The organism is Laedolimicola intestinihominis (genome assembly GCF_040096155.1).
Classification (GTDB): Bacteria; Bacillota; Clostridia; order Lachnospirales; family Lachnospiraceae; genus Laedolimicola; species Laedolimicola intestinihominis.
This window is the reverse complement of the sequence record NZ_JBBMFE010000003.1, coordinates 238,042-262,107: the sequence shown is the minus strand read 5'-3', so window position 1 is coordinate 262,107 and position 24,066 is coordinate 238,042. Positions and strand designations below refer to the sequence as shown.

The following is a 24,066-nucleotide window of genomic DNA, read 5'->3' as shown; positions in this document are numbered from 1 at the left end:
AAAGGAAAAACAATGGGTACCAGAATTACAATTCATTCCATCAGAATTAAAAATTTCAGAAGCATCAAGAACGAATATTTGGAAGCGAAGGATATGAATATCTTCGTAGGACTGAATGATGCGGGTAAATCCAATGTGTTAAAGGCGTTGAATTTATTTTTCTGTGGTGAGACAGATTATAAGACGCCGTTTGATTTTCAGCGGGATTTCACGTATTTATATCGCCCGGAATCCCATCGGCCTAAGGAGATTGCGATTGAAATTAAATTCGAGATTCCAGACTCCTATAAGAATGCCGGCTTATATACATGGCGGAAGATATGGAAAGCGAATGGATACAAGACAGACGTTGTCCTGGATGCGGACGGAAAGAGACCGACAGAGCGTTCCAGAATCCAGGTAGCGCTTCAGAGAGTGCGTTATCAGTATGTACCGGCAGTAAAGAGCAGAGAATACTATAAGGCGTTGCTGGCAGATGTATATATGACGGCTTCTGCTGTACTGGACAGCCCGCTGGAACAGTCCATGAAGGAATTTTCAGCGGTACTGCGGGATTATACGGATCAGATCCATCAGGAGGTAGCTCGTAGGATTGGAATTGATAGCAGGCTTTCGATTCCGCAGAATATGAGCGAAATGTTCAAAACACTGGTATTCGAAACGGCAGGAACTTCGGAAGATATTACGATTCCGTTGGAGATGCGCGGAGACGGTATACAGGCAAGGCATATTCCGATTATTTTAAAATATATTGCGGATCAGGCTCAGAAAACCCGCAACAGAGGCGCGTCTAAGGCAACTACGATTTGGGGATTCGAAGAGCCGGAAAACGGCGTAGAGCTTTCGCGCGCATTCGAGATGGCAGAGGATTTTTTGGAGTATTCGATGGATATCCAGATGTTTGTTACCACCCATTCACCGGCTTTTTACAACAAGAAATCGGATGACAGAACAAGGATTTTTTATACCTCCAGAAAAGAGAAGGGCGAAGGCACGAAATTAAGCACGGCCTTTAACAATGCGTATCTCAGCGCTACGATGGGACTGATGCCTCTGGTAGCGCCGTATATTGAGGAAAAAGAGAGAGAACTGGAACGTACGAAGCAGATTTTAAATCAAAATCTCCTGTGTGATATTCCTACTATATTTGTAGAAGGGAAGACGGATAAGCAGTACCTGGAATTGGCAATCAAGCATTATTCCCAGGATCTTTATGAGAAGATAAAAAGAGGACAGCTGCGGATATTTACAGAGGAAGGGAAAGGCGGATGCAGCAGGCTGATTAACTGGGCATGCGCATGGATTTATAGTGGCTATACCAGTAAGGCGGTTGTTTTGTTTGATAAGGATGAGGCCGGACGCAAAGCCCATGAGGAACTGTGCGGACACGAAATCTACAGGGGAAAGCGGTCGACGGCAGAAATTCAGGTAAAATATCTGGAGCCTTCGGATGAAATTCTGGAGCTATACAGGAAACAGCTGGATTTGCCTTATGAGATAGAGCATTTGCTTTCGGTGACATGCTGGGGAAAGCTGAAAGAGATGAACTATGTACAGCCAAAGGAGAATGAAGAATTATTTGTTTTGCTGAAAAGATTTTTGGACAGGAAGCGGACAATCGATAATCTGATTGACGATTTTGTAGAAAATGTGGATGTGAGAGATACGATTGTGACGATGAGTCCGATAGACAAAAAGAAGGAACAGATTGCCTGCTGGGTGGCGCAGAGTTCGGAAGAGGAACAAAAGGAATATTTAAAGGGGCTGGAGAGAACCATAAGAAAATTGGAAGAGGTGTTCAGATAAAAGAAGAATTGGATGTTCTATAACACAGCAAAAGGAGCCAGAGCTCTTGTTTACAGTTATTTCGGAAACAGCAAAGCTGAACAATCTGCGCCTATACTACTACTTCAGGCATATCCTCATGGAGCTGTCTAAGTATTGTGACGAAAAAGGAAATATAGATCCGGCAAAACTGGACCAGCTGATGCCCTGGGCAGATGAGTTTCCCGAGGAATGCCAGAAACCACGCCGCTCAATAAAAGCGGCGCTAAATTTAAGGGTAGGCGCAGGATTTGACGTTTACGGATGGATGGAATCGGATGAGTATGCTTTAATGCTGTACAACAAGAAAAAAGAACATATGTTCCCAAAAAGAGATTGACAAGAAGGGAAAAGAATGGTAATTTAAAAATAGAAATGCGGTTACCTTTTGTTGATTTTAAAGAAGAAGCTATTTTATAAAAATGGAAAAAGTACTTGATATCTTTGAGAAATGTAAGCGTCGTTGGGAAATTGAACAAGATACGGAAAATGCGTTTCAACGCTATCCAGAGTGGTTGGGGAAAATGCCAGAAGAATTAGCTAAAATAGTTAATTCTTTGATGCCAGGCTTTGATTATTATACGCATCAGAACGTGAATGAAGAATTAGTTGCATTGCATGAAAAATTGCAGAAAATGCAGGGTGTTGAATTTGAAAATACAATTTATTGTGTATTGCCGAACAAAGAGGGCAGGCTCAATAGTGGATATGAATATATAATAGAATACCGTATGCTTAATCGATTGAGTTGCCATGTGGTGATTCCGAATTTAAAGGAAATGCCGAAAGAAGATTTGGATTATATTGAAAATATTGTTTTTGTAGATGATTTTGGTGGTTCAGGAAAAACATTTAAGGATTATATCATGGCAAACAAAGACATAATGCGAGATAAACATATATATTATCTGGTTGTTCATGTCATGGAGAAGGCTTTAAAAAAGATTGAAGAATTGAGAATAGAAGCCAAGCTTAATATATCTGTACTCTATGGAACCTGTACTCCAGCTGCTTTTGAACGTAATTTTCAACCAGCAGAAAGAAGAAAGGATTTTAAGCGATTATCGGTAGAATATGGACTTCCGGAAAAAAATGTGTTGGGATATAAGAATACAGAAGCTTTGGTGGCTTTCTACAATAATACGCCGAATAATACGTTGCCAATCTTCTGGAAAGATGTAGAAGGTAATAAGGCACTGTTTCCCAGGAATGATGATGAGAAGCCGAGCTGGAAGATGATGAAAAGAGATAAAGAATTGCGAAGTGAAAGTAACTATTTAAGGAAAAGTAGAAATGATAGAAGAATATGTTGAATTATTAATTCTGGCTTATTTTCGAAATCACGTGGATGAATATTCATTGAGTGAATTGAGACACAGCATTGGTATATCGTTTGCACAATTGGAAGACATGCTTGAACGGATGATTGTTGAGAAAAAATTGATTTATGAAGAAGCTATGTTACGGATATCTTTTGCTGGAAGAATGTGGTTAATGAATTCTCCCATGGAAGAGTATTATGAGGCTAAAGAAGGAGAATTGGAAAATTCTGTTTTAAAAGAAGCTTGGCCGTTAGATAAACCATTTTATGTGAGGAATTTCTCGAAGAAAAAGTGGAGAAATTCATAGCAGAGGTGTATAGTTGTCGATTTTCTAAAACGTATCTGTTAGAAGCGAAAGAACAGTGGTCTTTCATAGGAATAAGGTTTCTTTATATGCCAGTATAAGCAGCTAAGCGTGCTTATACTGGATATGTTGGCATTGCAACAATATCTAGTCATTCGTAGTGAGAAGCTCACTACGAATGCATGGCTTAAAAGAAAATACAGGATTGGGTAGCAGATACGTTTTAGAAAGTAGATAATTATGGATAAGGCAGAGTACATAAAAAATTTGCGTAAGCTTTTAACAGAATATAATGAGAGTGAGGAAGACATACAGGCGGCAATAAAATATGCAGATAATATGATCGACTTAAATTTGCCGGTTATTTTTGACAAAGCTCATTTTGCGGCTTTAGTAGGTATAGAGCTTGAAGGGCTAACTGTTATGATGGCGAATCTTGAAGAAAATTATTATCGGAAAGCGGAGATCGAAAAGAAAAATGGAGGAATAAGAGAACTGCTTATTCCGGCGATGAAATTGCGACTGATTCAAAGGTGGATTTTAAAGAATATTTTATATGAACTCAGAATTTCTGATCAGGCGATGGGGTTTAGAAAGGAACATTCCATAGCGACGAACGCAAAGGCACATCTCGGGAAAAAATGTGTGGTAAATATGGACATGAAGGATTTTTTTCCATCAATTACACAGGAACAAGTGTTTCGAGTATTCTATTATTACGGGTATACAATAGAGGTATCATACATACTTTCCAGATTATGCACATATGAGGGAAAGGTTCCACAGGGAGCACCAACAAGTCCGTATTTATCCAATATAATTTGTCTGAAACTGGATAAAAGATTATATAGAGTGGCTGAGAAATATCAAGCTGTATATACGCGATATGCAGATGATTTGACTTTTTCAAGTGATTATGACATTAAAAATATTGTCATACCGGTAAAAAAGATCATAGAAGATGAAAAATTTTTCATCAATGAGAGAAAAACAAGGATACAGTATAATTATCAAAGGCAGGAAGTGACTGGTGTAGTTGTTTCAGGGGATAAGATCAGAGTAAAGAAAAAGTACAAAAAGAAAATATTTCAGGAAATTTATTACTGTAAAAAGTATGGTCTAGCAAATCATTTGCAACACATAGGGTGCAGTAAGCGATTTTATAAAGAGCATATGTATGGAAAAGCATATTTCGTATATATGATAGAACCAGATATTGGAAAAGAACTTCTTAGGCAATTGGATAAGATAGAATGGGAAATATGAAATGAATATTGAAGAAATAAGGCGGTTATATCAGATGGCGCAGGCACTGGAAGCTGGGAAAGAGCCGACAACCAATCTGAAATTTTCACAAGATACAATCCTTAACAGTAAAGCTATAAAACAGTACAATCATAAGGTTGCAGAACTTCTGGGGGAAATTATCTATGCGGCTGAAAGATCGGAAAAAAATGTTGATTTGAAAATGAAAAAATTGGGATTCTGTTTAAGCGAAGAGGGAAAAGCAGCTTTTGAGTACTCAAAGATCCCTGTTTCAATTAGCGCATTAGTCTATTCACTTAATGGAAAAGCTGAAGCTTATATGAAAAAATTGCGTGCTGTTGATATTACAAGCTGGTTATTAAAGCAGGGATATTTAGAACAGAGAGAAATGGAAAATGGAAATAAATATAAGGTAGCAACAGAACTTGGTAACAGATTGGGGATTATAAATGAAACGAAAGTAAACAGTTATGGAAATCGTTACTCGGTTAATTTGTATAATGAAGCTGCGCAAAAATTCATTGTTGATAATCTGGATAAAATAGGAAATTAAACTGTTGTGATTCTGATTGCCCGTTGGTCTGATTATATGCATGGGCATTCGTTTTGACAAAAAGAAATATATTATCTCGCAAATAGATAAGATTTCTAATATAATGTCCTTGAGTAGTTATGAGGAGGTGATATTCATTAACGAGCCCAAAATCAGCCAATTATGTTACAATATGAACCTTGGTTCTACAGAACCTAAATTTGCTATATTGGAAGATGGAACACAAGCAATTACAAAATTATATAATGGACCGGAAGGTAATTTGGTTCTTTTCAATGAGTATTTATGCTATCGATTAGCTATTTTGTTGGATATTCCGATGCCAAGATCGGGCATATGTATTTTAGATAGTTCATCAGAAATACTAGATGAGAATCTTGCAGATTTACATAATTATGGGAAAGCATTTTTTTCGGAATATATGCCTAAGGTTACAAAATTACTTCCGTCTATTATTGGTAAGATGAGAAATAAAGAGGATTTTGTGAAAATTTTACTGTTTGACCATGTTATTTTTAATACAGATAGAAATCCTGGTAATCTTTTAGTTAGATTTTGTAAAGACGATATTTCACTTAAGGTGATAGATCACACGCATGTTTTTATTAATCAGACTTTTTGGGATGCAAATTGTTTGAAAAGAGCTATGGCTGAAAATGATTTATTAAATACGAAGGTATTGGAGTATAATGCCTATCTTTATCAAATGTTTTTTCAAAATTTTTCAATTACAAAAGAAATGTTGGAAAAAGAAAGTTTGGTATTTAAAAGTAAAATTAATCGTGATATAATAGTAGAACTTATCGGTTACATTCCGGATGAGTGGAAACCTAAACAAACAGATTTAGATGAGCTTGTAAAATATATTCTTTACAGAGTCAACAATTTGGATGTAATAATTTCAACAATTATAGCATACCATAATAGATGAGGAAGGAGGAGCTTTATGTATCACATTGAATATGCAGCACTGAATTATTACCATTCACCGATTTCAGATGAATGTTTGTGTATTGGAGTTTTGTTTCATAACATCGCTACAGGACAGCGTGATTTTAAGTATATCTCCAATTTCCAACGTTTTCAGTCATTTGATGACGAGGCAGACATTGATTTTGTAAAGCTTTATTTAAAGGGCATAAAAGAAGAGATAGAAAATTCGATTTTTAATTATAATCAAAAATTTGATCTTGCTTCATATATAAAAGTATATGCAAATGAATTTAGATTTTCATCAATTAGAACGCTTTCCGTTAGCGAAAGTGAGAATTATGTTGAAGATTTGTCAAAGGTATATTTAAAATACGATTTAGCTAAATCACAAAGATTGAATGGAAACGAAGAAAAGAAATTGATTCGAAGAGTTTTAGAATCTAATAATCTTGAGTATTGTTCATCGCAAAAGGTAGATGGACCGTACAGCGATGAAATTACTTTTGATTATCAGGTCAAAGATTTGTGTATTAAGATGTTCTCGTTTAAAGGAAAAAATTTGAAACGAGTTATAGGAAATGCTAGACAATGGTCATTTGTGGCGGATGAACTAGGAACGCGGAAGAAGGTATTATTCATATATGATTCGGATTATAAAGATACGAGCAATCTTAATATAATCATAAAGATATTATCAAAGAATGCGAAGGTTCTAAAATTAGACGATGGAATGGATTATATTTTAAAGCAGTGTTCATAGAACGTAAGCAGAAATTGGAAGAGGCGTTCAGATAAAACAGCACCCTGCGGGTTTCGTTCAGAGACTCGCAGGGTGCTTGCATGTCCGCGGAAATTGCTCTAGCGGAAATAACGCTCCCGGATATATTCTACAGGCATCTCCCGGCCGGTCCAGCGCTCGAAGGCTCTGGCGCCCTGATGGAGCAGCATGTACATACCGTTGAAGGGTAAACGTCAAATCCTGCGCCTTGGCTAATTAGTTTTTTTATGCCACACTCTAAATGACACGAAAAAACTATTAGTTTTTTAGAGGAGGCTAAAGCGCATGGATCAATTAACTCACACTGTCCGCAGGTCGAACTGGATAAACATCATCCGACAGTGCCAGGACAGACCGGCAGGCACTACGGCAAAGCAGTGGCTTGCTGAAAACGATATTTCTGAAAAATCTTACTATTACTGGCTCAGAAAGATCCGCCGGGAAGTCTGTGAACATGAGGGACTCCAGGAAGTTACCAACCCATCTGACCTCTCTTTTGTAGAAATCCCGGTAAAAACTGCTCTGGATATAGCACCAGTGCCAACCGTCCCTGCAGCAATGACTCCGGTTGCTGTAATCAGATCTGGCAGACTGACTCTGGAATTAGCAAATGATGTTTCGGAGCCACTGCTTTGCAGGCTATTGCAGGAGGTACTTCATGCTTGATGATGCTGCCGGTATCCGTAGAGTCGTGCTCGCCTGTGGATATGTGGATCTGCGGAAAGAAATTGATGGGCTGTCCATGATCATCGGAGACAGATACCATCAGAATCCTTTCGAAAAGGGAACCTTATTTCTCTTCTGCGGCAGACGGTCCGACCGCATCAAGGGACTCCTATGGATGGGAGACGGTTTCCTTCAGCTCTACAAGCGACTGGAGGCAGGATCCCTGTCCTGGCCGAGGACCAGCGAAGAGGCCGCAGACCTTACAGAGGAACAGTTCCGGTATCTTATGATGGGGCTGAATCCGCTGAATCCCAAAGTCAGGGAAGTAACACCTCAAAAGCCCACCTGATTTTTGTGCAAAACATAGATTTTTTATGTCCGATATCAGGTCCGCTCCCTTCCCGGTGTTACAGCTTCTCTGGACGCTGCTGGATGATCTGTGACGTATCCACAGGAGGATCTGAATATCTACACAGTGGGGTCAGACCCCATTAAAGACTCCATATGCCGACGCGATCCAGAATATGGTTCAGAATTCGACGACGGAAGTCGTAAAAGAACTTGTCACAGAAAGAAAGCGTCAGGGAATGACACAGCAGGAGCTGGCGGATATAACAGGGATACAGCCACCGAATCTTGCGAGAATAGAGAGCGGAAAGCATATCCCGACGCTTGTGGTACTGGAGAAATACGTATCGGCGTTGGGAAAGCATATAGAGATAAAAGTATGTGATGATTGATAGCAGCGAAGCCTTACAGCTGACTCCGTGAAAAATAAGCGAAAAGAACAAATGTTCGATAAAATGATTGACTGAATACAATTTTTATGGTACACTAAAAAAAGAATTGGTAATTTATTATTAATATAATGAAAAACTGAAAGGCGGTCATCATATATGTATAATGCGATTGATATATCAAAATATATAGTATCAAAGTGTATAACGGATGGTCAACCAATCAGTAATCTTCAGTTGCAAAAAATCTTATATTATATACAGAAAGATTTTTTGCAACGCGGTGAACTGGCTTTTTCTGATGATATAGAAGCTTGGCAATTTGGGCCGGTTGTTCCGAATGTTTATTATCATTATTGTGGTTTTGGTGCTATGCCAATATCTATTAGTAAAGCTACATTTTCAGTTGCACCTTCAGATGTTATATTTATTGATAAAATAATAGAAGAAAAAAGGAAACTTAATCCTTGGGATATGGTAGCTGAGACTCATAAAGATGGCGGGGCTTGGGCTGAGATATATAAAAATGGATTAGGTAATCATCAAATTATTCCCACTGAACTGATAAAGGCGGTGGGGTAAATGGATTTGAAAACGGAACAGGAAAAACGCAAAGAATTCTGTGATATACTTTTTGGATTGGCAAAGGACCAGGAGATGCTTCAAGATGAAGCAAAGCGACAGGATGTGTATGAACGATTGGAGAAACTGTACTATTCACCTAATAGGGAAGACAGGTACAGGCATTTCTATTCAGATATATTTACTGTGCTAACGCAGATTCAACAGGATCCGAAACAGGGTGATATTAATATTCTGGGGCAGAATTTATCGCTAATAAGAATGGAATACAGACCTCAAAACAGAGATGAACAGGGAAATATCATTGATATAAGTGATAGTATTCGGAAATTATATGACCACGTAAGTTTAGATATTGCGAGAATTTTGTACTCAGATGCGGGAGACAGAAAAACTGCTGGAGAGACAGCAATTATTGATATGCAGTCACAATTGAATCAGATCCAGACAGAAATTAATAGGACAAAAATAGCTCAAAGTAATGTAGAAACTGAATTAGAAAAACAGCAAAGAGAGTACATCTCTATTTTAGGAATATTTGCAGCGGTTGTACTGGCCTTTACAGGCGGGATAGCATTTTCCACATCCGTACTTAATAATATTAATACAGTGAGTGTATACAGAATTATATTGGTTTCATTGATAATAGGTTTGGTGCTAATCAATATATTATTTGGCTTGTTTTATTATGTAGATAGATTAGTGAATGGGCTACAAGAAAACAGGAATAAAATAAAACCATTACTAATTTCAAACGTTGTATTGTGTGTGTTGATGATTGCCACTATAAGTGCGTGGAACTATGGTTGGGTTGAAGAACGTGATACGAGAATAAAAGAAGAGCGTGAAAAAGAGCAAATCATAGAAAACACAGAAGAAATGAGCAAAATATCCATACAAAAATGAAAAGTCAAAACAAAGTAATCGAGTTTAAGCAAAAGTATATCTTAGATAGTTCCCCCGCCGCGCAGCAGCCCATGGCAGTGGAACGGCTTCAGCGCACGCGGACCGAGGACGCCCTCTGGCAGGCCGTTGTGGCATTTCAGGGGGAGGCGTTTTATACGATATCAGGCCTGCCCTTTTCTTATACGCTGAAACGGGGACGAAGCGGCGACTATAACCGGGAGCTGCTGGTGAGCAGACGCAGGGAGAGCAAGACTCTGGCCTGGAGTTCGGTGGTGCTGGCGTTTCAGAATGCACTGCAGATGGAGAGGGGCACAGTGATAGGCCGCCCGAAAGAGCTGGGTGATATTCGGGGAATATCCTATATCTATCCGCTGCTGTATCGATGGGGCGTGATACAGGTTCCGGAAATGGCGGCGGAAAAGATGATCGGAATAGAAAAAGAGACAGAAAAACCTTGAACTTGCACTTTTTAGTTGTAAATTTGCATTTTTAATTAACTAAAAAATGATATTTGCACTTTTTAATCAAAAATCAATTTGTACTTTTCAATTTATCAATTATCTGCTACAATACCAATAACAAGTCGGTACCGATTCCTGGCATCCGACAAAGGTAAAATTGTCAATTTGTATAACGGAGCATAAACTGAAGGAATAACAGGAGGATTAAAGGAGTATGTGTGGTATTGTAGGATTTGTGGGAAATCATCAGGCAGCGCCGATTCTGCTGGACGGACTGTCCAAGCTGGAGTACAGAGGTTATGATTCCGCCGGAATGGCGGTGCGGGACGGCGACGGAGCCATTGAAGTAGTGAAAGCAAAGGGACGGCTGAAGATTCTGGCTGAGAAGACCAATGGCGGTCAGGCGCTGGCAGGCGACTGCGGCATCGGCCACACCCGTTGGGCGACCCACGGCGAGCCCTCGGAGAATAATGCCCACCCCCATTGCAGCGACGATGGCAATGTGGTCGGCGTACACAACGGCATCATCGAGAACTACCAGGAGCTGAAGGATAAGCTGCTGCGCAAGGGCTACCAGTTTTATTCCCAGACCGACACCGAGGTGGCGATTAAATTAATTGACTATTATTACAAGAAATACCTGGGCACCCCGGTAGACGCCATCAACCATGCCATGGTGCGTATCCGCGGTTCTTATGCGCTGGCTGTGATGTTTAAAGATTATCCGGAGGAGATCTACGTGGCCCGCAAGGACAGCCCGATGATTCTGGGCATGGAGAACGGCGAGTGCTTCGTGGCCTCCGACGTTCCCGCCATCCTGAAATATACCCGCAACGTCTACTACATCGGCAACCTGGAGCTGGGCCGTCTGCAGAAGGGCAAAATTACCTTCTATAACCTGGATGGCGACGAAATCGAGAAAGAGCCGGTGGAGATTAAATGGGACGCCGAAGCGGCGGAAAAAGCAGGCTTCGAGCATTTCATGATGAAAGAGATCCACGAGCAGCCAAAAGCCTTACAGGATACCCTGAACTCTGTGGTAAAGGATGGCACAATCGATCTGTCCGAGATGGGACTTTCCGAGGAAGAAATCCGCGATATCAGCCAGATATACATGGTGGCCTGCGGCTCCGCATATCATGCGGCCATGTCCGCCCAGTATGTCATCGAGGATCTGGCGAAAATCCCGGTCCGTGTGGAGCTGGCGTCCGAATTCCGCTATCGGACCCTGCTGCTGGACAAAAAGGGACTGGTTATCCTTGTCAGTCAGTCCGGCGAGACCGCAGACACCCTGGCGGCTCTTCGTGAGGCTAAAAGCATGGGTATCCGTACCCTTGCCATCGTAAATGTGGTTGGCTCCTCCATCGCCCGTGAGGCAGACAACGTCTTCTACACCCTGGCCGGACCGGAGATTTCTGTGGCTACCACCAAGGCCTACAGCACCCAGCTTTTGGCCTGCGACATCCTGGCTGTCCAGTTCGCGAAGGTACGCGGCGCGATCGATGAAGACCGCTACAGGAGCCTGATCGCGGAAATGGGAACTCTGCCGGAGAAAATCACCCGGATACTTCAGGATAAAGAGCGCCTCCAGTGGTTCGCCTCCAAGCAGGCCGCAGCCCACGACGTCTTCTTTATCGGACGCGGCATCGACTACGCCATCTCCCTGGAGGGCAGCCTGAAAATGAAAGAAATCAGCTACATCCACTCCGAGGCCTACGCCGCGGGTGAGCTGAAGCACGGCACCATCAGCCTCATCGAGGACGGCACCCTGGTCATCGGTATCCTGACCCAGAGCGACCTCTACGAAAAGACTGTCAGCAATATGGTCGAGTGCAAGAGCCGCGGCGCATACCTGATGGGCCTGACCACCTACGGTCATTACAACATTGAAGACACTGCCGACTTCGTCACCTACATCCCGAAGACCGACGAGCACTTCGCGGCCTCCCTGGCCGTGATCCCACTCCAGCTCATCGGATACTACGTATCCGTAGCGAGAGGCCTGGACGTCGATAAGCCCCGGAACCTGGCGAAGAGCGTGACAGTAGAGTAGGAAAATCTGCGTGTTCCGGTAGGGAGCGGTTCTTCTCCTGTCCGTACACAAGCTAAATCCTTTTATACTCCGCCTCTTCCCTGCACAGAAACCCGATTTCCCGGGGAGCAATAGGAAAAGGCAGCGGCAGCTCGATGAGAGAACCGCTTTGCAGCTCCGTCTGCACAAACTGCCGTATCACACCTGCGATCCCCAACCCCACCCGGGCAAAATCAATGAGCAGATCCATAGAAGTTGTCTCCAACACATTTTCCGGAAACAGCGTATGCTCCTTCATATGCGCGTCCAGATACTGCCGGGTCAGATTCTCCCGATTCAGCAGCATCAGGACGCCATTTTTTATGAAAGAAACAGAATCCTCAGCAGTCAGATTCTCGGGAACAGGCTGCCCCAGCTGCCGGGCCAGATTGTCGAGATAATCCCGGGTAGTCACAAACGTATCCTGGATCTCCATGACCGGAGAGAAGAGCAGCGTCCCGGTCTCCTCCGGCCGCCCGGTCAGTCCCAGATCCAGCTCTCTGTTTTCCAGCATCTGCAAAGTCTGGTTAGTGGCCTGGCAGGAAATGGTCACCCGCAGGTGCGGATGGGTTTTGATAAAATCCTTAAGCCGGGGCATCAGAACATATTTACAGAGGGTTGAGCTGGCTCCGATGCGCAGCTGCCCTATGCCCAGCTCTCGGCGGAGACGCAGCTGATTTTCCGCATTCTCCAGGGTCTGGAAGGCTGATTTTACATGGGAGAAAAGCAGTTCCCCGTCTTCGGTCAGCTGAACCCCCCGGGAGGACCGGGTAAAGAGAGCCGTGTTCATAGACTGCTCCAGCTTTCGGATAGACTTGCTGACTGCGGGCTGGCTGATAAAGAGTTCGTCGGCGGCGTGAGAGATGTTGCCGGTCAGGGCGACGGTGTAGAAAATGCGGTAGAGGGATAGATTCTGGTTCATGATTCAAATCCTTTCTATAAAAGAGAGAGAAGCCTGACGCTGCAAAGAATTTCTGCAGGAATCATCAGGTTATTCCTAATCCTTTAAAACATAACTTATAGTTATAATAAATATTATTAATATGTATTTTGATTATATCAATAAATGTGCTAGAATACAAGAAGCTGAAAATAAAGACTGCATACCCGAAAGGAGCTTATTTCCACAGATGTGCAGAAACTACAGATAAAAGGAGAACAAAATCATGGGAATGACAATGACACAGAAGATCCTTGCGGCGCACGCCGGCCTTCCCGAGGTAAAAGCGGGACAGCTCATTGAGGCCGATCTGGATCTGGTTCTGGGAAATGATATCACCACACCGGTAGCTATCCGCGAGATGCAGAAGCTGAACAGACAGGACGTATTTCATAAGGACAAAATCGCCCTGGTTATGGATCATTTTATTCCGAACAAGGACATCAAATCCGCGGAAAACTGCAAATGCGTCCGTGAATTTGCCTGTCGTCAGGAGGTAACCAATTACTTCGACGTGGGAGAAATGGGCATCGAGCATGCGCTGCTTCCGGAAAAAGGACTGACCGTAGCAGGCGACTGCATCATCGGTGCAGATTCACACACCTGTACCTACGGAGCCCTGGGTGCGTTTTCCACTGGTGTGGGAAGCACCGACATGGCAGCAGGCATGGCCACCGGCAAGGCCTGGTTCAAGGTACCGTCCGCCATTAAATTCAATATCGTAGGCAAGCCCTCCAAATGGGTCAGCGGTAAAGATGTAATCCTGCACATCATCGGCATGATCGGCGTAGACGGTGCCCTTTATAAATCCATGGAATTTGTGGGCGAGGGAATCAAAAATCTGTCTATGGATGACCGATTCACCATCGCTAACATGGCCATCGAGGCAGGCGGCAAGAACGGCATCTTCCCGGTGGATGAGAAGACCATTGCTTATATGAAGGAGCATTCAAAGAGGGAATATAAGATTTACGAGGCAGACCCGGACGCAGAGTACGATGAGGAGTACACCATCGATCTGAGCGAATTAAAGTCCACCGTCGCATTCCCGCATCTGCCGGAGAATACGAAGACCATCGACGAAATCACCGATCCGGTAGAGATCGATCAGGTAGTCATCGGTTCCTGTACCAATGGACGTATCGACGACCTGCGTGCAGCCGCTGAGATTCTGAAAGGCCGCAAGGTGAAGAAGGGACTTCGCTGCATCGTGATTCCGGGAACCCAGAAGATCTACATGGACGCTATGGACGAGGGACTCTTAAAGATCTTCATCGAGGCGGGCGCTGTGGTCAGCACACCCACCTGCGGACCCTGCCTGGGCGGATATATGGGAATTCTGGCAGCAGGCGAGCGCTGCGTATCCACCACCAACCGGAACTTCGTAGGCCGTATGGGACACGTGGATTCCGAGGTATATCTGGCAAGCCCGGCCGTAGCCGCAGCCAGCGCCGTGACCGGACAAATCAGCGCACCGGCAGAGCTTGGATTATAGGAGGAAGAAAAGATGCAGGCAAAAGGAAAAGTATTTAAATACGGAGACAATGTAGATACAGACGTAATCATTCCCGCCAGATATCTGGCCATCGCAGACCCCAAAGAACTGGCGGAGCACTGCATGGAGGATATCGACAGGGATTTCGTGAAGAAGGTACAGCCCGGCAATATCATGGTGGCAGGCAAGAACTTCGGCTGCGGCTCCTCCCGCGAGCACGCGCCGCTGGTCATCAAGGTGTCCGGCATTTCCTGCGTTATCGCGGAGACCTTCGCGCGTATCTTTTACCGCAACGCCATCAATATCGGACTTCCGATCATTGAGTGTCCGGAGGCGGCAAAGAATATTCAGGACGGAGACGAGGTAGAGGTGGACTTCGACAGCGGTATCATTTACAACCGCACCAGCGGCAAGCAGTACCAGGGTCAGGCCTTCCCGGAATTTATGCAGAAGATTATTAAGGCCGAGGGACTGATTAACTACATTAATCAGAAATAAAGAGAAATCGAGTATCGGGAGCCGCTGCCCATCGGCAGTGCCTTGCGGATATTTCGTGACATAAGGAAAGCATGAGATTTTGAAATTGACAGATTTTCAGAATCTCATGCTTTTTCTGTGGCTTTTGTTTCTTTCATTTTATGCAGGCGGCGTAAACAGCGGCAGCTCCGGCGGCGCGAAGCTGAAGGAAAAGAAGCAGATGACGAGGAGAAGCAGCAGCACATAGACCGCCAGCAGCGGCAGCCTGAGGCCGGGGCAGCGCACTTCAAAGCAGCGGGACAGAAAAAAGGTCAGCAGGACGCTGAAGATAAAGATCAGAATATCCAGCGCCAGAAAATCCCGCCCCAACAGTCCGGTGTAAGTGAAAAAAGCGGACGCGATAAAAAACATTCCAATGCAGACCGCCAGAAGCCGGGACGTGAGAAAATGCCCGGAGGTCTTATACAGCACGATGATTTCAAAAAAGGTATAGAGCAGCACAGGAAAAAACAAAAGCTTTAAGTGTTCCCAGACTGACTCATTGACTGGTGAGTAGAGAGCCACAAAAGGGTTTTCCCCGCTCCATTCATAGGTGAAGTGTAACAGCGTGCCGATGATCAGCGTAAACAGAATCCCGGCAGCCAGGTTGATGCGCTCACGGATTTTCATACAAATCCTCCTCCGATAAAATGCCACATTTCAGTTTAGAACAGAAAAGACTCCAAAATGTCTGTCCTATGAAAAATATTTTTTGTTTATTTCACAGGAATTATTCATAAAAAGGATAATATAGGAAGAAAAATACAAAAACTGTTACAAAATTGTTACAAACGGGTTGACGAACTCCCGCGGCATTTTTATAATAGGGCATATGAACAGACTAAGAGATAGTGCAATCGTGCTGGGATTGGCAGGCATGCTTTTGATGGTGTCCGCCGATACGAAGGATGTGGAAGCGAAAATCTCTTACGAAAGTGAAAGTATTGACAGATCGACAGAGGATGATACCGCCGGGGTGCTCCGGGGAATCGGGACAGAGCTGCTTGGCGCTGTGGCGGAGAACCGTGTAGATTCCGGCCGGATGCGGCAGACTTACGCAGAGGCACAGGCAGACTGGCCGGAGGAAGAGATAGATCAGACCGTAATTTTGGAGGAAGAAACAGCAGAGACAGAACCGGTGACAGAAGCTGCCGCAGTGCAGCCGGAACTGGCCGTTCCGGAGAATAGCATTTACGTCATCACCGCGGAGGACTATGACGCCCTCCTGCGCATCGTGGAGGCCGAAGCCTCCGGCGAGGATGAGACAGGCCGTCTGCTGGTGGCCAACGTGGTCCTGAACCGCGTCCGAAGCGCAGCCTTTCCGAATACAGTAAGCGAAGTCGTCTACCAGCGGAAGAACGGCAAAGCCCAGTTCTCCCCGGTACACACTGGCAAGATAGCGCGCGTCACCGTCTCCGACGCCACCCGCGCCGCCGTAGCCCGGGCTCTGACCGGCGAGGACGTCTCCGAAGGCGCTCTCTATTTCGTAAACCCCACCCTGGCTGACGCCGGAAACCTTAAGTGGTTCCGGGAGCACCTGACGCTGCTCTTTGCTTACCATGGGCATGAGTTTTATCTATAAAGGGGTTGACAATAACAGCGACATTTGCTATCCTAGACTACAGATATTAGATAAATGCGAGGACGAGGAGTAGTACGATTCCCTTGGAGTTCAGAGAGCTGCTGGCTGGTGTGAAGCAGCGGAAGAGAGAATGGGAACTGACCTCAGAGCGGCTGTCCGAAATCCGATGTCTGATTTTCAGAAAATCGGAAAGTAGACGCAGACGGAGCCCGACCGTTACAGCGGGGAGGATATAAGGTTCGATAATTGTATTGATGAAGAATCCGTATCCGATGAGAGTGTGAATGAGATTCACGAAAATGGAGTGGTACCGCGTAAGGCGAATAAGTCTTCCGTCTCCGTTGGCAGCAGGCTGACGGAGGCGGATTTTTTTACGCGAGCAACGAGTCAAAGTCGCGAAGCGTATTTTATCTCGTTGCGGAAATCCACGTTCCTGTAGGTTGCCATACCGCATATCTATTATCGAAATGCAGAATAACACAACACACAGAACAAAAGGAGAGAAAACAGTATGATGAATTACAGGAAATACCAGAGACAGTACTTTTTACCGCCGTACCCCTGTATGAAGTGGGCCGAGAAGGATTACGTAGACAAGGCTCCCGTATGGTGCAGCGTGGATCTGCGTGACGGCAACCAGGCGCTGGTGGTTCCCATGACTCTGGAGCAGAAGGTGGGCTTTTTCAAGCTCCTCTGCAAAGTAGGCTTCAAGGAGATCGAGGTGGGCTTCCCGGCGGCGTCTGAGACCGAGTATGAGTTCCTGCGTACCCTGATTGAGCAGGATCTGATTCCGGACGACGTGACTATCCAGGTACTGACCCAGGCCAGAGAGCACATCATCCGCAAAACCTTTGCGGCGCTGGAGGGCGCAAAGCAGGCCATTGTTCATGTATACAATTCCACTTCCGTGGCACAGCGGGAGCAGGTATTCCATAAATCCAAAGAAGAGATCCTGAAGATCGCCGTGGACGGCGCGGAGCTTCTGAAGAAGCTGGCGGACGAGACTGAGGGTAACTTCCGTTTCGAGTACAGCCCGGAGAGCTTCACCGGAACGGAGCCGGAGTACGCGCTGGAGGTATGTAATGCCGTTCTGGATGTATGGAAGCCTACCGCAGATAAGAAGGCCATCATCAACCTCCCGGTTACTGTACAGCACTCCATGCCCCATGTATACGCAAGCCAGGTGGAGTACATGTGCGAGAACCTGAAATACCGCGAGAACGTTATCGTTTCCCTGCATCCCCACAATGACCGTGGCTGCGGCGTGGCGGACACTGAGATGGGCCTGCTGGCTGGCGCTGATCGTGTGGAGGGAACCCTGTTTGGCAACGGCGAGCGTACCGGTAATGTGGATGTGGTAACCCTGGCCATGAACATGTATTCCCAGGGCGTGGATCCGAAGATGGACTTCAGCAACATGCCGGAGATCTGCGAGGCTTATGAGAAGTTCACGGGCATGAAGGTCAATGAGAGAAGCCCCTACGCAGGAGCGCTGGTATTCGCAGCCTTCTCCGGTTCCCATCAGGACGCCATCGCCAAGGGCATGAACTACCGTGTGGAGAACGACCCGGAGCACTGGACCGTACCGTACCTGCCCATCGATCCCACCGACGTGAGCCGCAACTACGACGCAGACGTCATCCGTATCAACAGCCAGTCCGGCAAGGGCGGCGTGGGCTACATTCTGGAGCACAACTTCGGTCTCAATCTGCCGCCGAAGATGCGCGAGGCTATGGGCTACGCGGCCAAGGACGCGTCCGATCACCAGAACAAGGAGCTGATGCCGGAGGAGATCTTCGAGATCTTCAAGAAGAAGTTCGAGGGCATTACGGCTCCCTACAATATCACGGAAGTACATTTCAAGCAGGTGGACGGTATCACGGCAGAGGTACATACCGAGTACCGGGGAGAAAAGCAGGTTCTCTACGCTACCGGAAACGGTCGTCTGAACGCAGTCAGCAATGCGCTTAAGAAGGGATACGGCCTGGAGTACAGCCTGGTTACTTATCAGGAGCACGCTCTGGAGCAGAGCTCCAGCTCCCGCGCTATCGCCTATGTGGGTCTCCAGAAGCCGGACGGAACCCTGGCCTGGGGCGCAGGCGTGGACCCGGATATCATCCGTGCCTCCATCGACGCGCTGCTGACAGCCATCAACAATTCCGTGGCATAGAAAACAGGATAAAAACAAGCGGAAAAATGAGGTCTCTCCACGTTCAGAGGCCTCATTTTATATGTACGTCTGTGGCGGACATGCTGTGCCAAAACTGTGGTTTTTCAAAGTCCTGTGGAAATGCCGGATAGAATGGACTATAATACAAAATAAGAAGAAAAAAGGAAAGGAAAGAAACGGGTATGCGGATCGCACTGGCACAGACGGAGCCTCTCTGGGAGGCAAAATACGAAAATTTTGAGCGCGCGGAGCGCTTTTTGCAAGAAGCGAGAGAAGGACAGGCGGAGCTTATCCTATTTCCGGAAATGAGCATGACCGGCTTTTCCATGCATCCGGAGAAGATCGGGGAACCGGCGGAGGAGCCGGAGACGCTGAACTATTTTGCGAAAAAGGCGGTGGAATACGGCCTCTACATCGGTGTGGGTTACGTAGAATACCGGGAGCCCAAGTCCTATAACCGTTATGCAATGATAAGTCCCAAGGGCGAGATTCTGACGGATTACCGGAAGATCCATCCCTTTACCTTCGGAACAGAATCAGTGCATTACGCAGGCGGCGATTCCCTAAGCTTCTGTAAGGTAGGCGACTGGACCATAGCTCCCTTTATCTGCTATGATCTGCGCTTTCCGGAGATCTTTCAGCTTGCCTCCCCACAGGCGGAGCTTATCGTGGTTCCCGCCAACTGGCCGGAGGACCGGGTGGAGCATTTCAAGACCCTTTTAAAAGCCCGCGCCATCGAGAATCAGTGTTACATCGCCGGAATCAACCGGGTAGGACATGCCAGAACCTCGGTGTACAGCGGGGATTCCATGATTGTAGATCCGTTGGGACGGGAATTGGCCCATGGCGGAAGAAGGGAAGAACTGCTGGTGGCTGACCTGGATCTGGAAATGGTGCGGAAATACCGGGCAGCGTTCCCGGCAAAGATTGACCGGAAGCCGGAGCTGTACCGAAAGCTGGCGGATGGGCTGCATATTTAACTTTTGACGTAATGATTTAACGTAATAAAGAGCTGCGCATTGACGCGGTTCCTATGATCTGGTATAATAAGCGGGAATTTTGTGAGAACAAAGAATCACGATTTGCGATCTCGCTCCTGAAAAAGGGCAGTTCAGCAGATGCAGTGATCAGAATACAAGAAAAGGGGACAACTACTATGGATTTGTTATACAGAAGTACCAGAGATTCCAGTGTGCAGGTAACTGCTTCCCAGGCTATCTTAAAGGGCCTTTCCGCGGACGGCGGTCTGTTTGTGCCGATGGAGATTCCGGCACTGAATGTAAGTCTGGATGAGCTGGCAAAGATGAGCTATCAGGAGACAGCTTACGCGGTTATGAGCAAGTTCCTGACGGATTTTACAGAGGAGGAGTTGAAGCACTGCATCGACAGCGCTTACGACGAGAAGTTTGATACGCCGGAGATCGCGCCGCTTGTGAAGGCGGACGGCGCTTATTTCCTGGAGCTGTTCCATGGTTCCACCATCGCGTTCAAGGATATGGCGCTCTCCATCCTGCCCCATCTAATGACCGTTTCCGCAAAGAAGAATCAGGTGAAAAATGAGATCGTGATCCTGACTGCTACCTCCGGCGATACCGGCAAGGCAGCTATGGCAGGCTTCGCCGATGTGCCTGGTACTAGAATTGTGGTATTCTACCCGAAGAACGGCGTCAGCCCCGTACAAGAGAAGCAGATGGTGACCCAGAAGGGTAAGAATGTGAAGGTCATCGGTATCCATGGCAATTTTGATGACGCCCAGAGCGGGGTAAAGGCCATCTTCGGTGATAAGGATCTGGCGAAGGAAATGGACGCGGCAGGCTTCCAGTTCTCCTCTGCGAACTCTATTAACATCGGCCGTCTGGTTCCGCAGATTGTGTATTATGTATATGCTTACGCGAAATTATACGCAAATGGGGAAATTGAGAAGAACGAGAAGATCAATGTGGTCGTCCCCACCGGCAACTTCGGTAACATCCTGGCGGCCTACTACGCGAAGCAGATGGGGCTGCCCATCGCGAAGTTGATCTGCGCTTCCAATGACAATAAGGTGCTTTACGATTTCTTCCGGACCGGCAGCTACGACCGGAACCGGAAATTTGTGCTGACCACTTCCCCGTCCATGGACATTCTGATCTCCAGCAACCTGGAGCGTCTGATTTACCGTATCGCCGGTCACGACGACAAAGCGGACGCAGCGTTCATGAAGTCCTTAAGTGAGAGCGGAAAGTATGAGATTACCCCGGCCATGCGGGAAAAGCTGGGTGATTTCTATGGAAATTACGCGACGGAGCAGGAGACTGCGAAGACCATTCACGATCTGTATGATGAAAATGGCTATGTCATCGATACCCATACGGCGGTAGCGGACTGTGTATATAAGAAGTATCAGGCAGAGACAGGAGACCGGACAAAAGCTGTGATCGCGTCTACCGCAAGCCCCTTCAAGTTCACCAGAAGCGTTCTGGAGGCCATGGGCGTGGACTGCGAGGGCAAGGATGACTTCGCACTGGCGGATGAACTATCCCGGCTTTCCGGCGTAGAGGTGCCGAAGGCAGTGGAAGAGATCCGCACCGCGCCGGTTCTTCATGATACGGTGGTAGAGGTACCGGATATGAAGGCGGCTGTAAAGGCGTTTCTCGGTATGTAAGCTCAAAAAAAGAAAAGGAAGCGCTGTCCCCGGGAGAGAGGGCAGCCAAAGGTAAAAACATGGATAATATATGGAGTTTTCTGGATATTATTTTTGTGGGGGCCGGCGTCTATATGCTGTATGCCTGGTTTCTTATGAAAAAAAAGGGTGAGATTAAGCAGGAAGTCCTGATGAGTAAGGATATTGAATTGAAAAAGTGTAAGGATTTGGAAGGTTACAAGGCTTATATAGCGCCGAAGATGCTGGTGTTTGGAGTGGGTGCGGTAGCTTATGGCGGCATGGGGCTGGTCAATAGCTATGTGACACCGCTTCCCTCTATGCTTTACAATGTAATGATGTTTGTATTTCTGCTGATCCTGATCTGGTTCGCGCTGATGGCGCGAAAGGGAACCGAAAAGTTCTGGTAAAATATGTGAGGATCCCGGCAGAATGAAAAAACAGCCTTCGGATCAGAAATACAGAAATCTGACCGCCGAAGGCTGTTTTTTCATTCTGCCGGGAGAAAGCGGATTAGCGCTCAGCGAGCTTCACATACTCCTGCCGCTCGGCCACGCTCTTATATGCCGGACGGATGATCTTGCCGTTATTCGCCAGCTCCTCGATGCGGTGGGCGCTCCAGCCCACGATACGGGCCATGGCGAAGATCGGGGTGTAGAGCTCCAGGGGAAGATCCAGCATGCTGTATACAAAGCCGCTGTAGAAGTCCACATTGGCGCTGACGCCTTTGTAGATTTTGCGTTCCTCGCCGATGATCTGGGGGGCCAGCCGTTCCACCATGGAATAAAGGGCGAATTCCTCTTCCCGTCCCTTTTCCACGGAGAGACGCTTGACAAAGGATTTGAAGATGTTCGCACGGGGGTCAGAGAGGGAGTAGACCGCATGGCCCATTCCATAGATAAGTCCTGCATGGTCAAAGGCTTCCTTGTGGAGCAGAGCACGCAGATAAGCGCTTACCTCTTCCTCATTGGTCCAGTCTTTCACCTGCTGCTTCATATCCTCGAACATCCGCACCACCTTGATATTCGCGCCGCCGTGCCGGGGACCCTTTAAGGAGCCAAGAGAGGCAGCCACCGAGGAGTAGGTGTCGGTACCGGAGGAAGAGACCACATGGGTGGTGAAGGAAGAGTTATTACCGCCGCCGTGCTCCATATGAAGCACCAGGGCGATATCGAGAATCTTGGCCTCGAAGTCTGTGTACCTGCTGTCGGGACGCAGGGTGTAAAGAATATTCTCCGCTGTAGACAGCTCCGGCTTCGGCGGGTGGATGTAGAGACTCTTGCCATCGTGGTAATGGGCGTAAGCCTGATAGCCATAGACCGAGAGCATCGGGAACAGGGCAATGAGCTGCAGGGACTGGCGAAGTACGTTGGAAATAGAGATGTCGTCGCCACGGTTGTCGTAGGAGTACAGGGTCAGGACGCTTCTGGCCAGGGTGTTCATCATATCCTTGCTGGGAGCTTTCATAATGATATCCCGGACAAAATGGGTGGGCAGGGAACGGTAGGAGCCCAGAAGCTCCCGGAAGGAGGCCAGCTCGTCCGGATTCGGCAGTTCCCCAAAGAGCAGCAGATAGGTGATTTCCTCGAAGCCGAAGCGGCCTTCCGATACGAAGCCACGCACCAGCTCCTCGATATCCATGCCCCGGTAGAACAGCTTTCCCTCGCAGGGAACCAGCTTACCGTCCACCATATCGTAGGCGTGAATCTCGCCGATCTCCGTGAGACCGGCCAGCACGCCCTGACCGCTGATGTCGCGCAGTCCCCGTTTTACATCGTATTTTTTATAAAGCTCTGTGTTAATCTGGCTGGTTTTCTCGCTTAAGCGGGAGAGATCCAGAATTTCGGGTGTGATTTCGGAATATGAATTGATCTGCATGGGCAAAAGCTCCTTTCTAAAATATAACAGGTGTTCTGTTGATAACGGGTGTTTTGTGATGTTCAGATATGCCTGCCGGGCGGATATGAAAGAGTATTCATTGAATTACTTTGCACAGACACTGTTCCGCCGCGTATTGGAGTTATCATATCATAAAGTGGACAGAAAATCATGCGAAAAACAGAAAGTTTACAGATTTTTAAGAAAATGGTAACAAATGAGAATGCGGACGAACGGATGCAACTTTCTGTAGGAGAGCTAGCTCGCCTACAGAAAGTTGCATCCTTTTTTACTGCGCGTCAATTCTGGCGAAATAAATTGTATTATTTTAAGTACTTTTCCTTGACTTTTTTTTCACAAGATGTGATAATAAGTGGCGTGGGCGGGTAAGCCCTGTATGCAGGATGGCAGCTACATGCAGAGGGACCCTTTAGTTGACAC

The 24,066-nt window shown here is 46.3% G+C and carries 25 protein-coding genes, 1 pseudogene and 1 other annotated feature; of the genes and pseudogenes, 22 read left to right on the top strand and 4 right to left on the bottom strand.

The window, feature by feature from the left end; all coding sequences use genetic code 11:
- Positions 1-12 precede the first annotated feature (12 nt).
- The 8 genes from WMO29_RS05495 (at position 13) to WMO29_RS05460 (ending at position 6,962) form a co-directional block, all read left to right on the top strand.
- Positions 13-1,806 carry an ATP-dependent nuclease gene (locus tag WMO29_RS05495; RefSeq protein WP_349164102.1) on the top strand — a complete coding sequence of 598 codons (1,794 nt, stop codon included), beginning with the start codon at positions 13-15 and terminating at the stop codon, positions 1,804-1,806.
- Positions 1,807-1,852: 46 nt separating this feature from the next.
- Positions 1,853-2,164 carry a transposase domain-containing protein gene (locus WMO29_RS05490; protein ID WP_349164101.1) on the top strand — a complete coding sequence of 104 codons (312 nt, stop codon included), beginning with the start codon at positions 1,853-1,855 and terminating at the stop codon, positions 2,162-2,164.
- Between the two features lie 82 nt (positions 2,165-2,246).
- Entirely contained in the window at positions 2,247-3,137 is an 891-nt protein-coding gene (locus WMO29_RS05485; protein ID WP_349164100.1) for a phosphoribosyltransferase-like protein, read from the top strand.
- Positions 3,118-3,453, top strand: coding sequence for a hypothetical protein (locus WMO29_RS05480; protein ID WP_349164099.1), 336 nt, complete (start codon positions 3,118-3,120; stop codon positions 3,451-3,453). The genes WMO29_RS05485 and WMO29_RS05480 overlap by 20 nt, the downstream gene beginning before the upstream one ends.
- A gap of 237 nt (positions 3,454-3,690) precedes the next feature.
- A complete protein-coding gene (locus WMO29_RS05475) occupies positions 3,691-4,716 on the top strand; it encodes a retron St85 family RNA-directed DNA polymerase (protein WP_349164098.1) in 1,026 nt (341 codons plus the stop codon).
- Position 4,717: 1 nt separating this feature from the next.
- Complete coding sequence (locus WMO29_RS05470) at positions 4,718-5,269, top strand: hypothetical protein (RefSeq protein ID WP_349164097.1); 552 nt, start codon at positions 4,718-4,720, stop codon at positions 5,267-5,269.
- Between the two features lie 127 nt (positions 5,270-5,396).
- On the top strand, positions 5,397-6,200 hold the full coding sequence (locus tag WMO29_RS05465) for a HipA family kinase (protein ID WP_349164096.1): 804 nt from the start codon (positions 5,397-5,399) through the stop codon (positions 6,198-6,200).
- 15 nt (positions 6,201-6,215) lie between these two features.
- Positions 6,216-6,962 carry a DUF3037 domain-containing protein gene (locus WMO29_RS05460; RefSeq protein ID WP_349164094.1) on the top strand — a complete coding sequence of 249 codons (747 nt, stop codon included), beginning with the start codon at positions 6,216-6,218 and terminating at the stop codon, positions 6,960-6,962.
- Between the two features lie 98 nt (positions 6,963-7,060).
- On the opposite strand, the pseudogene WMO29_RS05455 reads toward WMO29_RS05460, so the two are convergent.
- Positions 7,061-7,165: pseudogene (locus WMO29_RS05455) on the bottom strand (quinate/shikimate dehydrogenase); the annotation flags it as partial.
- Between the two features lie 100 nt (positions 7,166-7,265).
- On the opposite strand from WMO29_RS05455, the gene WMO29_RS05450 reads away from it, so the two are divergent.
- From WMO29_RS05450 to glmS, 7 genes are all read left to right on the top strand, one after another.
- Positions 7,266-7,646 carry an IS66 family insertion sequence element accessory protein TnpB gene (locus tag WMO29_RS05450; RefSeq protein ID WP_349164093.1) on the top strand — a complete coding sequence of 127 codons (381 nt, stop codon included), beginning with the start codon at positions 7,266-7,268 and terminating at the stop codon, positions 7,644-7,646.
- Complete coding sequence (gene tnpB, locus WMO29_RS05445) at positions 7,639-7,995, top strand: IS66 family insertion sequence element accessory protein TnpB (protein ID WP_349164092.1); 357 nt, start codon at positions 7,639-7,641, stop codon at positions 7,993-7,995. Before WMO29_RS05450 ends, tnpB begins: the two co-directional genes overlap by 8 nt.
- A 175-nt stretch (positions 7,996-8,170) precedes the next feature.
- Positions 8,171-8,386, top strand: a complete 216-nt coding sequence (locus WMO29_RS05440; protein WP_349164091.1) for a helix-turn-helix domain-containing protein — start codon at positions 8,171-8,173, stop codon at positions 8,384-8,386.
- Between the two features lie 156 nt (positions 8,387-8,542).
- On the top strand, positions 8,543-8,965 hold the full coding sequence (locus WMO29_RS05435) for a Panacea domain-containing protein (RefSeq protein WP_349164090.1): 423 nt from the start codon (positions 8,543-8,545) through the stop codon (positions 8,963-8,965).
- Positions 8,966-9,871, top strand: coding sequence for a hypothetical protein (locus WMO29_RS05430; RefSeq protein ID WP_349164089.1), 906 nt, complete (start codon positions 8,966-8,968; stop codon positions 9,869-9,871).
- The gene (locus WMO29_RS05425) at positions 9,868-10,329 is read left to right on the top strand and encodes a hypothetical protein (RefSeq protein ID WP_349164088.1); all 462 of its coding nucleotides are present in this window, start codon (positions 9,868-9,870) and stop codon (positions 10,327-10,329) included. The genes WMO29_RS05430 and WMO29_RS05425 overlap by 4 nt, the downstream gene beginning before the upstream one ends.
- A gap of 217 nt (positions 10,330-10,546) precedes the next feature.
- Positions 10,547-12,385, top strand: coding sequence for a glutamine--fructose-6-phosphate transaminase (isomerizing) (glmS, locus tag WMO29_RS05420; RefSeq protein WP_349164087.1), 1,839 nt, complete (start codon positions 10,547-10,549; stop codon positions 12,383-12,385).
- Positions 12,386-12,437: 52 nt separating this feature from the next.
- On the opposite strand, the gene WMO29_RS05415 is transcribed toward glmS, so the two are convergent.
- Positions 12,438-13,325 (bottom strand): LysR family transcriptional regulator, encoded by an 888-nt coding sequence (locus tag WMO29_RS05415; RefSeq protein WP_349164086.1) that lies wholly within the window; start codon positions 13,323-13,325, stop codon positions 12,438-12,440.
- A 244-nt stretch (positions 13,326-13,569) separates the two neighbouring features.
- Between WMO29_RS05415 and leuC the strand changes: the two genes are divergently transcribed.
- Together leuC and leuD are read left to right on the top strand one after the other, a co-directional pair.
- Complete coding sequence (gene leuC / locus WMO29_RS05410; protein WP_178038952.1) at positions 13,570-14,838, top strand: 3-isopropylmalate dehydratase large subunit; 1,269 nt, start codon at positions 13,570-13,572, stop codon at positions 14,836-14,838.
- A 12-nt stretch (positions 14,839-14,850) separates the two neighbouring features.
- Positions 14,851-15,336 carry a 3-isopropylmalate dehydratase small subunit gene (gene leuD / locus WMO29_RS05405; protein ID WP_349164085.1) on the top strand — a complete coding sequence of 162 codons (486 nt, stop codon included), beginning with the start codon at positions 14,851-14,853 and terminating at the stop codon, positions 15,334-15,336.
- Positions 15,337-15,474: 138 nt separating this feature from the next.
- Here the strand turns inward: leuD and WMO29_RS05400 are convergent, their stop codons facing one another.
- Complete coding sequence (locus WMO29_RS05400) at positions 15,475-15,984, bottom strand: DUF6512 family protein (protein WP_349164083.1); 510 nt, start codon at positions 15,982-15,984, stop codon at positions 15,475-15,477.
- 202 nt (positions 15,985-16,186) lie between these two features.
- Between WMO29_RS05400 and WMO29_RS05395 the strand changes: the two genes are divergently transcribed.
- From WMO29_RS05395 to WMO29_RS05375, 5 genes are all read left to right on the top strand, one after another.
- Positions 16,187-16,936 (top strand): cell wall hydrolase, encoded by a 750-nt coding sequence (locus WMO29_RS05395; RefSeq protein ID WP_349164082.1) that lies wholly within the window; start codon positions 16,187-16,189, stop codon positions 16,934-16,936.
- A gap of 50 nt (positions 16,937-16,986) precedes the next feature.
- Positions 16,987-17,279, top strand: a binding site (T-box leader).
- A 168-nt stretch (positions 17,280-17,447) separates the two neighbouring features.
- Complete coding sequence (locus WMO29_RS05390; protein ID WP_349164081.1) at positions 17,448-19,106, top strand: 2-isopropylmalate synthase; 1,659 nt, start codon at positions 17,448-17,450, stop codon at positions 19,104-19,106.
- Between the two features lie 182 nt (positions 19,107-19,288).
- Entirely contained in the window at positions 19,289-20,086 is a 798-nt protein-coding gene (locus WMO29_RS05385; protein WP_349164080.1) for a nitrilase-related carbon-nitrogen hydrolase, read from the top strand.
- A gap of 176 nt (positions 20,087-20,262) precedes the next feature.
- Positions 20,263-21,750: a threonine synthase gene (gene thrC / locus WMO29_RS05380; RefSeq protein WP_349164079.1), complete on the top strand. Its 1,488-nt coding sequence runs from the start codon at positions 20,263-20,265 to the stop codon at positions 21,748-21,750.
- A gap of 59 nt (positions 21,751-21,809) precedes the next feature.
- A complete protein-coding gene (locus WMO29_RS05375) occupies positions 21,810-22,157 on the top strand; it encodes a hypothetical protein (protein ID WP_349164078.1) in 348 nt (115 codons plus the stop codon).
- A 103-nt stretch (positions 22,158-22,260) separates the two neighbouring features.
- Here WMO29_RS05375 and WMO29_RS05370 read toward each other — a convergent pair whose 3' ends face one another.
- Entirely contained in the window at positions 22,261-23,625 is a 1,365-nt protein-coding gene (locus tag WMO29_RS05370) for a citrate/2-methylcitrate synthase (RefSeq protein WP_349164077.1), read from the bottom strand.
- Positions 23,626-24,066 lie beyond the last annotated feature (441 nt).